Here is a 14,393-nt window from a genome sequence, read left to right on the forward strand (position 1 = left end):
TTCTATAGGAAGCGGCTTGGTCTTTTTAAGAGATAAGTGTATTTAATTTGTCACATAACTTGGTTAGATCATTCCGATTGATCTGTTGCTCTGCCATAGGAAAAAGTACAGTTTCTTCTTTTATAAAATGTACAGTCAGCACTTCAAAGGCCTCTCCCGCGTTCTTGGCTGCCTCTTGAATGTCATCAAGCGTGAGCAAACTCAAATCGCCCTCCGTCTGATGAAGAAAATGATCGATATAGCCCTCTATTTCACGGTGCTCCTCCTGTATACCGACGAGCGGTCCCTGCTCAAAACCAATGTAGGTTCCTAGCATAGAAAAGAAGTGTTCTTCTTCCTTTTCGGTATGTTTCTTGAGGGGTACCCTAAAGTCGAGAATCTGCATTCTCAGTTTTTCCAGTTGCTTGCGGCCTTCTTCCAAATCTAGTATTCTGTGCTGCTCAAACCACAATACAATGGCATGCCATTCATCCATCAGATATGTTAGATATCGATGCTCATTTTCAAGAATACGCATGGCAGGTTTGGAAAAGCGCAGTTTCTCATTTTCCAGCACGCGGATTTCCTCCATTCATCGGCTAAAAATCCAGCATTTTTTTCTTTAATGCATATTGGACCAGTTCAGGCCGGCTTCTTAAATTCAATTTTTCCATGATCTTCGCTTTATTTGCTTCCACCGTCTTGACAGAGATGAACAGCTTTTCCGCAACTTCCTTGTTACCGTAACCTTTTGCGACCAGAGGCAGAATCTCCAGTTCCCGCTTGGACAGGATCTCATAAGGATCTTCTGATTGTGACGTTGTATCTTTTTTGATGAACTCACGAACGAGAGAAGTAGCCATTTTAGGATGGATATAAGTCCCACCCCCATGAATGGTTCGTATGGCAAGTAATAGCTCCTCATCTGGAGCATTTTTCAAAACGTATCCTGAAGCACCATTCTTTAAAATATGAAAAAGATATTCTTCATCGTCATGCATGGTCAAAATCAGAATTTTAGTATCAGGGTGGTCTTCTTTAATCTTGCCTGTGGCGATCAATCCACTTTCGCCTGGGGGCATGCTGAGGTCCATGATTAGAATATCCGGACGATATTTAGCTACCATCGTATACGCTTCAATGCCATCCGCAGCCGTTCCGACAACCTCCATATCCGATTGGAAGTTCAAAATCATGGAAAATCCGCTTCGTACAATAGCATGGTCATCCGCTAACACAATTTTGATCAAGTCTCTATTCCTCCTCTTGGCCAATCGGAATTTGCAAAAAGACTTTGGTTCCCTGACCCACATTTGATAGGACGCCAAAACTTCCGCCTACCAGCTCTGCTCGCTCCTGCATGCCATATAAACCTAATCCCGTTCCAATAGGCTGGCTCCCCTTTTCAAAGCCAATTCCATCGTCCTCTACAGTCAAACGAAGCGTATGATCGTGCTCAGTCAAAGAAACTTTAACCATGTCTACCTGGGCATATTTTAAGGCATTGAGAACAGCCTCTTGGCAGACACGGTAAATGACCGTTTCCTTTTCACTTCCGTATCGCTTTTGGGGAAGATCCGACACAAATTCAACGACAAGACCAAAGCTTTGTTCAACCCTCTTAAAGTGGGAACGAAATGCCGCTTCAAGCCCAAAATCATCAAGTGTGGCGGGGCGTAGTTCCACAGACAGGTTGCGGATATCATCCAGCAATCGCGTCATGGATGCTTCAGTCTGCTTCATGTTTTTGATGAGCTGTTCATCATTCGTCATGTATTTTAACACCCGCAGCTCAACAACCGCACTCATCAATTCCTGGGCGACGCTGTCGTGCAGTTCCCTGGAAAGCCGTTTACGCTCATTTTCCTGCGCTTCAATGACATGCTTCATCATTTTGTTTTGATACAATTTTTCCTGCGTCTGAAATTGCGGAGTCAAGTCCCTCAACATCAACACCCTTGTTCCATGTTCAGAATCAATGGTGTGAAAAGAAGCGGCATAGGGGATCATTCCGTTGCTCTTTGTTTCCAGATATACCTGAAAAGAAGCGAAATCCTTGGATTCTGGCATATTGAAATAACAATCAAGGCAGGTACGGGGCTCCGTTTCGCTTGTATAGCCCCTGCATGTTCCACACAAAGCTTTTTCCTTCCCTTCATAGAGTTGAATGAGGACGTCATCGCTCACAATCTCCTCCGCTGCCGGGTTCATAGCTAGGGTGTTCCCTTGCCCATCAAAAAAGAAAATGGCTTCTGTACTGTTCTCAAACAACTTCACCATTAGCGCATTCAAAGAGCCAGTCCCTACAGATAATGTCAATTACATCACTTCCTTCCCGTTCAACTCTCCAAATCCCCTATGCGCCAAAGCTTCCAAATCACGCATCATGGCTGCGGTCATCAGCAGTTCTTCCCGAAATCCACCAAGCAGTACGCCCGCGACGCGAGCATCATTCCATAGGGGAACAGCCCCGAGACTCTTGAGTTTCTCGGATTGAACGATCGGGTAGTTAAACAGGTTGTCTGCCCCCACATATTGATGAACAGATGGAATGAAAACGGATTTCCCAGTTTTGAACACGACTCCTGCTATGCCCTTTCCGGATTGCAGTACAATTCGCTTAAAGCGATCATTTAAATTACCGGCTGCATTTTTCCATTTAATTACGTATTGATATTCGGCCGGTTCAACCAGAGCAAGCGCCATGAAATCATAACCGAAATGTTCGCGTATTCGCTCAAGCTCCCTTTGATAATCCATCCTATTATTCATCGCTCTCTCCTAATAGAATTAGGAAAGAAGGCAGAGCCCGCTTTCCTAATTCGATTTATGTCTTCTGTAAAGGATATAACTTCTGCGCACATAATTCAACGGAACACTCCACACATGTACAAGCCGGGTAAACGGCCAGAATGCAAAAATCGCAAAGGCCATAAGAATATGAAGCTTGAAGGACATCGGTACGTCTCTCATCAGTGTCGGGTCGACACGGAATACGAATAAACCGCGGAACCAGATTGAGATCGTCTCTCGATAATCGAATTCTGGCTGTACCGCATTCGTTACGAGAGTCGCAAACATCCCCATGCATACAATGGCCAAAAGCAATACGTTTACTATCAAATCAGACGCCGTACTTAAATGGCGCACATTGCGTATTGTAAATCGACGAGAGGTAAGAATCAACATACCGAGGAACGTCATCGCTCCAAATATTCCACCAATATAAACTGCTCCAATATGATATAGATGATCGTTTACACCCAGTGCATGCATCCAGGTTTTGGGTATGCCCAGACCGGATACATGACCCATAATAACCGGGATAATACCCAGGTGGAATAAGAGACTTCCGATCATCAATTGTTTCTTTTCAATAAACTCACTTGATTTCGCTGTCCAATTGAACTGATCATTTCTGTAGCGGAAAATATGCCCTACAATAAAGACGACCACACACATATAAGGGAAAATAACCCATAAAAACTGCTCTAGCATCATCATTGCGCAGCTGCCTCCTGTTCTACGCATGCTTTAAGCGTTTCGCGCAGTCCCTTGACCAGATGAAAATACGGGCTTTCCATTTTCTCCAGCGCTTTAAGTAAATGATATGTGCCGTCTTCCAGGATCGCGATTGGCATGCGGAAGTTTTCTGTCGTCTTCGGATCTTGCGACCATTCGGCGGCATACAGAAATTCACACATGAGCGGAAGGTAATCTGGCAGCTCACCATCTGGCATTTCAAGACCATACATCTCGTATAGCACCTTTAACTTGACCAACATTTGTCCCCGTTCTTTTGCATCTTCGAATTTGAAGTAAGTCATATATAGTGCACAATTTTTTTGAAAATCAAAGGTTTCTGTATACATTTCCTGAATCTCTTCCATACTGAACTCTTGCATAAGGGACCAGTAGGTGTTCGCATACGTATATGCCGGATGGTTTGGATCAAACGATGCTTCCAGAAAAGCCGGATGAAAATCCAGCTTTTCCGGGTACATGAGTTGTTGGGCGAAAAACCCGAATGATGGCTTGCATTCATACAGCTTCGCTACATTAATCACGCCAAATACCCCCGTAGAAGTTTTCTTCATACATTTCTTTTCCCGTTTTCAAAGGCTCTTCCATCCCCATTGAACTTGCCATACTACAGCCGTCACATCCAGATCCTGAACCCATATTTCCCATGGTATCGCCGTAACCCGCAGATCCTTGAGCCCGGTACGGATTCGAATATCCTTCTTTATGCGACGTTGGAATGACGAAACGATCCTCATACTTGGCAATCGCCAGAAGCCGATACATCTGCTCAGTCTGCCGAGGTGTCATGCCAATGCGCTCAAGACGGCTTTCATCAAAAGATTGTCCTGTGGATTGAGCACGCATATAGGAGCGCATCATAGCCATTCTTTGCAAGGATTCCTTCACGGTTTGGGTGTCGCCCGCCGTCAGCATATTGGCAAGGTACTGAATAGGGGTACGCATTTCTTCGATAGCCGGAAAAATCATATCGGGATTCTCAATCGAGTCTTTCCCTTCAAAGTAATTCATGATCGGGCTAAGTGGTGGAACATACCAGACCATAGGTAATGTACGATATTCCGGATGAAGCGGGAATGCCAGCTTGTGCTCAATGGCAAGCTTGTAGACCGGCGAGTTCTGCGCTGCTTCAATCCAGTCCTCCGAGATGCCGTCTTTTCTCGCTTGAGCGATCACTGCCGGATCACTAGGATCCATGAACAGGTCACACTGCGCCTTATAAAGCTCTTTCTCGTCCTGCGTAGAAGCGGCCTCAAGCACCCGATCCGCGTCATACAGCATAACACCGAGGTAGCGAATTCGTCCTGTACATGTCTCGGAGCAGACTGTCGGCAGGCCTGCTTCCACACGTGGGAAACAGAAGGTACATTTTTCCGCTTTGTTCGTCTGCCAGTTAAAGTACACTTTTTTGTATGGACAGCCCGTCATGCAATACCGCCAGCCGCGACATGCTTCCTGATCCACGAGCACAATTCCGTCCTCGTCCCGTTTGTACATAGCACCTGAAGGACAGGACGCGACACAGCTCGGATTTAAACAATGTTCGCAAAGCCGTGGGAGATAAACCATGAACGACTTCTCAAAGTTAAATTTAATCTCTTCTTCGATTTTCTGAATATTTGGATCAAGCGGACCAGTTACATGCGCACCCGCCAGGTCATCTTCCCAGTTTGGACCCCACTCCAAATCCATTTTTTCACCCGTTACCGCAGAGTGCGCGCGTGCCACAGGTGAATGCTTCTGTTCACCAGCGTTGGTCAGTTGCTCGTAATTGTAAGTCCAGGGCTCATAATAATCTTTCATTTCCGGCATGTCTGGATTGTAAAAAATCTTACCCAGTGCTATCTTGGACAGCTTGTTGCCTGACTTCAATTCCAATTTCCCTTTGCGGAGCTGCCAGCCGCCTTTATATAATTCCTGGTCTTCCCAGCGCTTCGGATAACCGATACCGGGTTTAGTCTCCACATTGTTAAACCACATATATTCCGCACCTTTGCGGTTCGTCCAGGTTGTTTTACATGTCACGCTGCACGTATGGCAGCCAATACATTTATCCAGGTTCATGACCATGGCAATTTGAGCTTTAATCTTCAAGCCAGTTAACCTCCTTCATTTTACGTACCGCAACGTACACATCACGCTGGTTGCCGATTGGACCATAATAGTTGAATCCATAACTAAGCTGAGCATATCCACCGACCATCTGGGTTGGTTTGAGATGAATTCTTGTTGGTGCGTTATGACTACCGCCGCGTGTATCCGTGATTTCAGAGCCTGGCACTTGAATGTGCTTATCCTGAGCATGGTACATGAACATAGTCCCTCTTGGCATCCGATGGCTGACAACGGCCCGGGCGGTTACGACGCCATTACGGTTGTATACCTCTACCCAGTCATTGTCAGCAAGATCGTGCGCCTCTGCGTCTTCATTGTTGATCCATACGGTAGGACCTCCACGAAACAGCGTAAGCATGTGCTGGTTATCCTGGTAGGTGGAGTGAATATTCCATTTACCGTGCGGTGTCAGATAGCGAAGCACGAGTGAATCTTGTCCGCCTTTTATTTCCCGATCCCGAGGACCGAACACCATCGGTGGCAACGTCGGTTTGTAGATCGGCAATGATTCTCCAAATTGTTGGAAAATCTCATGATCAATATAGAAATGCTGTCTTCCCGTCAAAGTACGAAACGGAACGAGACGTTCAATATTCGTTGTAAATGGTGAATAGCGGCGTCCCTTCTTGTTCGATCCAGTGAATACTGGTGTCGGTATAACTTCCCGAGGCTGTGCCGTGATACTTTGGAAAGTGATTCTTTCCGCTGCCCGATCAGCCGAGATGTCTTTAAGTTCAACACCGTGAAGCTCTTCTGCCTGCTCATAAGCCTTTTGCGACACCCGTCCATTAGTCGCGGATGAAAGATGAAGAATTGCATTGGCCACTTGGCGAGCTGTCTGGATTTTTGGCAGTCCGTCTTTAATGGACTCATCGTAATAAACTCCGTTCAACTTTTTCATTTCCTCATATTCTTCTGCTACGGAGAAGCTGACGCCATGCGCACCTGCTTTCCCAGTAGTCAAATTCGGACCGAGTGAGATAAATTTATCGTGAATTTTAGTATAGTCACGTTCGATGATGCTGAAATTCGGCATGGTTTTACCCGGGGTCGCTTCAATCTCACCCTTCGTCCAATCCTTTACAAGACCCATCGGCTGTGAAATTTCACCCACACTGTCGTGTGCAAGCGGCGCGGTCACAAGGTCTTTATATATACCTGGCAGGTACTCTTTCGCCATATCAGAAAAGACTTCGGAAAGCTGGCGGTAAATATCCCAGTCCGCACGGGATTCCCACAGTGGATTAACGGCCGGATTAAACGGGTGTACGAAAGGATGCATATCGGTGGACGACAAATCCGTTTTCTCGTACCAGGTTGCCGCCGGAAGCACGATATCCGCGTACAATGGGGTTGTCGTCATCCGGAAATCAAGTGCAACCATCAGATCAAGCTTTCCTTCTACATCTTCTCTCCAGACGATTTCCTCCGGTTTCTGCTCCTCGTTCGGCCGGGCAAGCAGGGCATCAGATGCTCCGAGTAAATGCTTCATGAAATACTCTTGCCCCTTCGCCGAACTGGAAATCAGATTGGATCGCCAAACAAAGAGTGAACGCGGGAAGTTCTCGGCTGCCCCAGGATCTTCTACAGCGAAGCGTGTCTTACGTGATTTAATCTCTTCCACAGAATGATTAATGATTTCCTCGTTGGACTTTTTGCCTAATTGCGCTGCCTCTTCGGCGAACAACAGACTATTTTTATTAAACTGTGGATAAGAAGGCAGCCAACCCAGACGCGCTGCGAGCACGTTGTAGTCTGCTGGATGTCTGTAACTGACATCCCCGCCAGTCGGTGACTTCAAGGTGTCTGTTCCACTTTCTTCGTAACGCCACTGCTCTGTTGCAAAGTAGAAAAACGATGTAGCATTTTGCTGTCGAGCCGCCCCTTGCCAGTCTTTTGCAAAGGCAATCGTTGACCAGCCTTCGATTGGGCGGAGCTTTTCTTGACCCACATAATGCGCCCAGCCTCCCCCGTTTACACCTTGGGAAGCCGTCAACACGACAAGGTTCAAGATGGACCGATAGATGGTGTCACTATTGAACCAGTGGTTGATACCCGCACCCATAATAATCATGGAGCGCCCTTTGGTATCGATAGCATTTTGGGCAAATTCCCGAGCAATCTGTACCACAACAGACGCCTTCACACCTGTGATCTTCTCCTGCCAGGCAGGGGTATAATGCGAAGCTTCGTCGTAATAATTCTTGGCGTTATGAGAGCTGTCATTGCGTGCGACACCGTACTGGCTCATCATCAAATCGTACACGGTTGCTACGTAACGTTCCGAGCCATCTGCCAAGCGTACTTTTTTGACTGGAATTACACGTTTGAACGTTCCATTACCTGCGTTATCAAAATAAGGGAATACGATTTCTTCCCATTGCTCGCCATGACCTTCCACAGTGAGTGCGGGCTCAACCTTTGTTCCGTCTTCCCGCTCCAGAATCAGGTTCCATTTCTTATCCTGCTCCCAGCGCTGTCCCATCGTACCGTTCGGAACCAGCATTTCCCCCGCTGCTTCGTCATATATGACTGGCTTCCAGTCCGCATGCTGCGAAGCATCTCCAAGGTCACTCGCCCGTAGGAAACGTCCACCTTTCCAGGCTCCCTCGTGCGGATCAAGCAGAATCATAAACGGCATATCTGTATATTGTTTGGCATAGTTAATGAACATCGGTTCTTGGCGCTCTTTGTAAAACTCATCCAGAATAACATGTGTCATAGCCTGGGCTACAGCAGCATCTGTACCCGGATGTGGTGCAAGCCAGTTGTCAGCGAACTTCACATTCTCCGCCAAGTCGGGAGCCACTGATACAACTTTTGTCCCCTTATAACGTACTTCCGTCATAAAATGAGCGTCTGGCGTCCGGGTAAGTGGTACATTCGATCCCCACATGATCAGGTAACCCGCATTGTACCAATCAGAAGATTCCGGTACATCCGTCTGCTCACCCCAAATTTGAGGAGATGAAGGCGGAAGGTCGGCATACCAGTCATAGAAACTCAACATCTGTCCACCAAGAAGCGAAATGAATCTGGCTCCTGAAGCGTAGCTTATCATTGACATCGCCGGTATTGGCGTAAAGCCCGCGATCCGGTCAGGACCATACTTACGAATGGTATAGATGAGTTGCGCCGAGATCAGACGCAGGACATCGTCCCAAGCGACACGGACATGACCGCCTTTTCCGCGAGCTGCTTTGTAGAGCTTGGCTTTCTCCGGATCTTCCACAATGCTTGCCCATGCTTCCACCGGATTGGCATGTTCCTGGATGGCAGCCTGCCAAAGCCGCAACAGCTTACCGCGCATATAAGGGTATTTCACACGTAATGGACTGTATTCATACCAGGAAAATGTAGCGCCACGCGGGCATCCTCGCGGTTCAAATTCTGGCATATCTACACCGCAGGAAGGATAATCGATCTGTTGATTTTCCCAGGTAATGATGCCGTTTTTCACAAAAACCTTCCAACTACAGGAACCCGTGCAGTTCACTCCGTGAGTCGTCCGAACCACTTTGTCGTGAGACCAACGCTGTCGGTACACGTTTTCCCATTCTCTATTTTTTTCCTCAAGGATTGACCAATTTCCCGAATAGCTTTCGATCGGTTTAAAAAAGTTGAGGTTGTATTTTTTTTTCATCGATGACCAACACTCCTTTTTAGAATAAATCATCCCAACGCAAGTTCCATGGGAAGGTTCATTCGCTTACTCTCATTATGTAATTCATTCATCGCTGTTCCCATTAGGGAATGTCCTATAGCGCTACAGGAAATCCCTCGTTCTATCGAAAGATACAAAAAAGCCTCCCTCTGCTAAAGGAAGCTTATATGAAGAGGTTAATTGTTCTTTTGGCCCGTTAACAGGAGCATGATAAAAGAAATGAGTATGATAGAGCACGTCCAGGCCCAGGCCATAGGAAGATGCCCAGAATCCACCGCAATATAAATGGCCGTCGGAATCGTTTGTGTTTTACCCGGAATATTTCCGGCAAGCATCAACGTAGCACCAAATTCGCCCAGACCGCGGGCAAAACCGAGTATAAAGGCAGCTTTAAAAGAAGGGAAAATTAAAGGAAAGGTGATATACCGGAAAACCTGCCATTCACTTGCACCCATCGAACGTCCCGCGTTTTCCAAGTCCTGGTCAACAGAAGACAATCCCATTTTCAGTGTCCGATAGACAAGAGGAAAAGCCACTACCACCGCTGCTATAACCCCAGCCCACCACGAGAATATAATAGGTTCTCCAAACCATTGCTCCACAAAACGTCCGAACCCGCTTTTTCGTCCTAGTAATATTAGTAGTAAAAAACCAACAACCGTCGGTGGGAGTACCAAGGGCAGCATAAGCACAGTTTCAACAACCGTTTTCCCTTTAAATAAACCTAACCGTGACATGGACCATGCCACAAGCAAACCTAATATGATTACTAGAACGCTGGATAACAGTGCAACCTGCAACGATAAGCGGATAGGAGGCCAATATTCATTCCAATCTATATCTTGCATGCTCACTTCGGTATGGTAAATCCATACTTAGCCATAATATTCAGAGATTCTTGTGATTGTAGGTATGCATAAAAGTCTTCGGCTTCTTGAATGTGCTTTGAACCTTTGATAATTCCGATTGGATACTCAACAGGTGAATAGGCTTTGGGATCCACCTCAAAGGCGATTTTTGCCTTTTGTGAAGTCAATGCATCTGTTTTATATACAAATCCGACATCAGCATTCCCAGTTTCCACATATTGCAGCACTTGTCTAACGTCTTTTGCTTGAACCAGCTTGCTCTGTAACGTGTCCCAAAGCTTCGCTTTCGTCAGCGCTTCCTGTGCGTAGTTGCCTGCAGGAACACTTTCAGGAATTCCGATCGCAACTTTCTTCACTTCTCTTTTTGTTAAATCGGTTACACTCGCAATGTCCATCGTCCCATCTGCTGGGATAACCGCGACCAATTCATTCGTCAGCCATGTTTTTTGTTTATTACTCTCTATTAACTGTTGATCTACGAGAGACTTCAAGTTTTTCTTCGAAGCGGACAGGAACAAATCCGACGGCGCTCCTTGCTCAATTTGTTTTTCCAGCGCACCAGAGCCGCCGAAGTTAAAATTCAATTTGGTGCCTGTATGGGTTGATTCGTATGAATGCTGAATTTCTTTGAGCGCATCCGTTAAACTTGCAGCTGCGGATATGGTAAGCTCAACAGTTTCAGCCTTTTTCGAAGAATCCTGGCTGGAGACCTCGTTGTTCTGGGCCGTGCTGCTACCATTTGAAGCTGATTGTTGCCCCGCACCGCACCCTGAAAGTAATAAAATGATGGAAATAACCAAAACGAAAACAGTGCTACTTTTAATTAATTTATGCAATTGGTTCGGCTCCTCATGTTAGTTCATCATTAATTAATGGGTTTCGCTATTAGCTGTGCCTGTTTCGTACGTTCGATCAATGTACAATTTTCAAGAAGAATATGATTGAAAATATCTGCTTCCAGGTCTTCTAACCGCTTCAATACGAGTCGGTGCGTACCACAAGCTTCCTGCATCGGCTCAAAGCCATTTGTGATCAAGCGCATTTCCTTCAGGAATTCCACCACCGTTTGATGTTCGTTTTGCAACTTGGACAAAATTGGATTTAACTCATCTGCTCGTTCCATTGTTGATTCTTGTAAAAATGCTTCAATCATCGGAAACACAAGGTCCTCCTCATATTGAATATGTTCCGATATTTCCTGTTTAAGCAAGGTGAACAGTTCATTAACTCGCTTTAGATGCGGATAACGTTCGCCATGAACCCGCGTTAGTTTGGTTACATACGGCGTTAACGCCGATAGTTCTTCCCGAAGCTTCGTATGATACTCATTTTGAATATAGGCGATTAGTTCTTTGGGTTCGAGTGAAGGAGGTTGCATTTGCTTATGCTGTGCCTGCTTTTCTTCCACTTCATGTATCTGCTTCAGCAGTTCACCAGCGTGGAGACCTTGATTGGCTGCTGCTTCACGGAGCGATATTTTCCCTCCACAGCAGAAATCAATCCTCAGTTTGCGGAACAGATCTCCCGTTTTGGGTACTGCTTTCACAATGTCCGCCACCCATGTTTCTTCCGTTAACTGGCTCATCTTCCATTCCTCCATCTTACTTCGATTTTATACTTACCTTTCATTCTACGTCTCCCTTAAAGCTGAACCAATCAGGGGGTTCCCTCTTTCATTCGTGGAAAGAGCCTGATTATAAAAAATCAGAAAGCAACTGTTCAGCCGCTTCTTTCCCTTGAGCGATGCAATCTGGAATTCCAACGCCCCCATAGCCGGCACCACATAGAAAAACACCCGGTAAATCCTGTGCGAAGTCCTGTCTAATCTTCGCCATATGCTCTTTGTGTCCAATCGGATATTGCGGCATTGATCGATCACACCTACTGACTTCGGTGAATTCCGGTTCCGCTTCCAGGCCCATTAAATCTTTCAAATCTTTACGCGCGGCATCCACAAGTTGATCGTCTGTCATCTGAATCCACTCCTGTGCACCTGCATGTCCAATGTAGGTCCGTAAAAGCGTATATCCTTCAGGAGCAGTATGGCTCCACTTCGTCGAAGACCAAGTACATGCTGTAATCTTTTTGCCTTCTTTGCGGGGTACTAAAAATCCCGTTCCCTCAAAATTAAGATTAAGATCTGTGTTTTTATAAGCAAGAGCAATATTGGCTACGGAAACATAGTGAATCTTGTGTAACCAGCTAGCGCTTGCAACGCCGGAGAATAATGTAGCCGCTTCAAAAGCTGGAACAGCGCAGATCACCGCATCCGCATCTATTTTTTGTCCATGTTCTAAAATGACCTGATAACCGCTTTCTTTCCTTACTTCAACTACACCTTGCCCCATAACAAAACGTACGGTATCCAGCCTTTCCTTTAGCCGCTCCACGATCGAAGATAATCCTAGCCGATAAGAAAGAAACATACTTTTCTTAGCGATATCCGGCAGGTTGTCTTGTACTGCTGGCTTTCTCCCCGCCCCTTTAGACATACCCTTAATCAGACTTCCATGCTTTTGTTCCATTAGTTTAAATTGAGGGAAGGTTGACATGAGGCTCAGGGAATGAGTATCCCCAGCGTAAATTCCAGACAGCAGAGGTTCCGTAATCTGGTCCAGAACTTCTTTGCCGAGACGCCGTTTGATAAAATCACCTAGAGATTCGTCTGCATCACCTTTCTTTGCCGGAATGATTAAATCCAGGGCTGCCCGTGCTTTTCCCAGCGGAGAAATAAGTCCTGTCCGAATGAAGGGAGTGAGCTTTGTTGGAATGCCCAGAATGAAGCCCATCGGCATCGTATGAAGTTTGCCCTTATGCAAAATACTAGCAGATTTGGCTTTCGGGTTTGTCGATACCAGATCTGCTTCCAGCCCCAACTCCATAGTCAAATCCAATATTGCCGTCTTTCTGGCCAAGAAAGCATCCGGTCCTTTTTCGATCATAAAATCGTTTTGGCGAACGGTTTGCAGTTTTCCTCCTAGACGTTCACTTTTCTCCACCAGTGTAATCTCCACTTCAAGTTGCCGATCCTCAGCCAGCTTTTTCACATAAAAGGCAGCACTTAAACCGCTTATTCCTCCACCGAGAATAACGACTTTTTTAGAACTTTTCTTCATGAAAACACTTTTCCTCTCCAACCCCGGGTATATAAGCGCAATAAGGGTCACTCTCCAAATAGTCTCCTGTTATTGCAAAAGCCCTTGCTCTGGAGCCCCCACAGACAGCCTTGAATTCACAGACTCCACATTTACCTTTAAGTAGGGACTTATCTCTAAGATTCATCATGATCGGAGAGTTGCGATAAATGTCTGCCAAGCTATCCTTTCGTACATTCCCGCACATAAGAGGCAGGAAACCACTCGGGTATACTTCGCCGATATGACTAATAAAAACAAATCCATCTCCGTCATTTACGCCTTTAGGAGCACGTCCTAAAACATCTGCCCTCTTTTGTCCGTCTGCTACACTGTTCTCACCTGCGCTGTGCTTTTGCTGCAGCACGACCCTCCGGTAGTGAGGAGCTTCTGTAGCCTTCACTCCGTACGGCATCTGTTGCTGTATTTGATACAACCATTTCATTACGGCTTCATGCTCATCAGGAGTAATCATATCTTTCTCCATGCCACGTCCAGTTGGAACAAGGAAAAATAAACTCCATAACACGGCCTGCATTTCCTTTACTCTTTCTGCAATTTGCTCCAGATCATGAAGATTGTACCGGGATACCGTAGTGTTCACTTGAATAGGGATGTTCAGTTCCTTTAAATAACCAATTCCTCGCATGGTCGTATCGTAAGAACCCGCTGTACCCCGAAAATGATCGTGAATCTCGGCACATGAACCGTCCAGACTAAATGCCCACCGCGATAATCCAACTTGCTTTGCTTTTTCTACCGCTGTTCGTGTCACTTTAGGAGTGGCACTGGGGGTCATTGAAACCGACAGATTTTTCTCTTCAATTGCATATTGAGCCAGTTCAAACAGATCAGGACGCATTAAAGGATCTCCGCCTGTGAATACAAGCAACGGATGATTCATTTCAGCGATTTGATCTATTAGCTTCTTACCTTCTTCTAGTGTCAGTTGGCGAGGATCAGGTTTGTACTGAGCTTCCGCTCTACAGTGAAGGCACTTTAAAGCACAAGCTCGTGTAACCTCCCAGATGACTATAAACGGGTCAGTATGATAATCACGCGGCGTTTTCAAAGATATCATTGATGTCT

Annotated in this window: 13 protein-coding genes; all 13 read right to left on the reverse strand. The window is 46.0% G+C overall.

Going from position 1 to position 14,393, the window contains the following annotated elements:
- Nucleotides 1-25: 25 nt before the first annotated feature.
- Nucleotides 26-571: a hemerythrin domain-containing protein gene (locus MHH57_RS17525; protein WP_049816887.1), complete on the reverse strand. Its 546-nt coding sequence runs from the start codon at nucleotides 569-571 to the stop codon at nucleotides 26-28.
- Between the two features lie 7 nt (nucleotides 572-578).
- Nucleotides 579-1,226: a response regulator transcription factor gene (locus MHH57_RS17530; RefSeq protein WP_023989699.1), complete on the reverse strand. Its 648-nt coding sequence runs from the start codon at nucleotides 1,224-1,226 to the stop codon at nucleotides 579-581.
- Nucleotides 1,227-1,233: 7 nt separating this feature from the next.
- On the reverse strand, nucleotides 1,234-2,298 hold the full coding sequence (locus tag MHH57_RS17535; RefSeq protein ID WP_029515511.1) for a sensor histidine kinase: 1,065 nt from the start codon (nucleotides 2,296-2,298) through the stop codon (nucleotides 1,234-1,236).
- A complete protein-coding gene (locus MHH57_RS17540; protein ID WP_029515512.1) occupies nucleotides 2,299-2,751 on the reverse strand; it encodes a GAF domain-containing protein in 453 nt (150 codons plus the stop codon).
- A gap of 45 nt (nucleotides 2,752-2,796) precedes the next feature.
- Nucleotides 2,797-3,480: a respiratory nitrate reductase subunit gamma gene (narI, locus tag MHH57_RS17545; RefSeq protein WP_029515513.1), complete on the reverse strand. Its 684-nt coding sequence runs from the start codon at nucleotides 3,478-3,480 to the stop codon at nucleotides 2,797-2,799.
- Nucleotides 3,480-4,046 (reverse strand): nitrate reductase molybdenum cofactor assembly chaperone, encoded by a 567-nt coding sequence (gene narJ, locus MHH57_RS17550; protein ID WP_029515514.1) that lies wholly within the window; start codon nucleotides 4,044-4,046, stop codon nucleotides 3,480-3,482. The genes narI and narJ overlap by 1 nt, the downstream gene beginning before the upstream one ends.
- Nucleotides 4,039-5,616 (reverse strand): nitrate reductase subunit beta, encoded by a 1,578-nt coding sequence (gene narH / locus MHH57_RS17555; protein WP_028542275.1) that lies wholly within the window; start codon nucleotides 5,614-5,616, stop codon nucleotides 4,039-4,041. The genes narJ and narH overlap by 8 nt, the downstream gene beginning before the upstream one ends.
- Complete coding sequence (locus MHH57_RS17560; RefSeq protein WP_029515515.1) at nucleotides 5,606-9,280, reverse strand: nitrate reductase subunit alpha; 3,675 nt, start codon at nucleotides 9,278-9,280, stop codon at nucleotides 5,606-5,608. Before MHH57_RS17560 ends, narH begins: the two co-directional genes overlap by 11 nt.
- Nucleotides 9,281-9,477: 197 nt before the next feature.
- A complete protein-coding gene (modB, locus tag MHH57_RS17565; RefSeq protein ID WP_029515516.1) occupies nucleotides 9,478-10,155 on the reverse strand; it encodes a molybdate ABC transporter permease subunit in 678 nt (225 codons plus the stop codon).
- Nucleotides 10,152-11,006: a molybdate ABC transporter substrate-binding protein gene (modA, locus tag MHH57_RS17570; protein ID WP_029515517.1), complete on the reverse strand. Its 855-nt coding sequence runs from the start codon at nucleotides 11,004-11,006 to the stop codon at nucleotides 10,152-10,154. Before modA ends, modB begins: the two co-directional genes overlap by 4 nt.
- A gap of 29 nt (nucleotides 11,007-11,035) precedes the next feature.
- Nucleotides 11,036-11,755 (reverse strand): iron-sulfur cluster repair di-iron protein, encoded by a 720-nt coding sequence (gene ric, locus MHH57_RS17575; RefSeq protein ID WP_209949808.1) that lies wholly within the window; start codon nucleotides 11,753-11,755, stop codon nucleotides 11,036-11,038.
- Between the two features lie 109 nt (nucleotides 11,756-11,864).
- Nucleotides 11,865-13,286 (reverse strand): protoporphyrinogen oxidase, encoded by a 1,422-nt coding sequence (gene hemG, locus MHH57_RS17580; protein WP_029515519.1) that lies wholly within the window; start codon nucleotides 13,284-13,286, stop codon nucleotides 11,865-11,867.
- Nucleotides 13,270-14,385, reverse strand: a complete 1,116-nt coding sequence (locus tag MHH57_RS17585) for a TIGR04053 family radical SAM/SPASM domain-containing protein (RefSeq protein WP_069010498.1) — start codon at nucleotides 14,383-14,385, stop codon at nucleotides 13,270-13,272. Before MHH57_RS17585 ends, hemG begins: the two co-directional genes overlap by 17 nt.
- Nucleotides 14,386-14,393: the final 8 nt, after the last annotated feature.

It is taken from the genome of Paenibacillus sp. FSL H7-0442 (genome assembly GCF_038593105.1).
Classification (GTDB): Bacteria; Bacillota; Bacilli; order Paenibacillales; family Paenibacillaceae; genus Paenibacillus; species Paenibacillus polymyxa_D.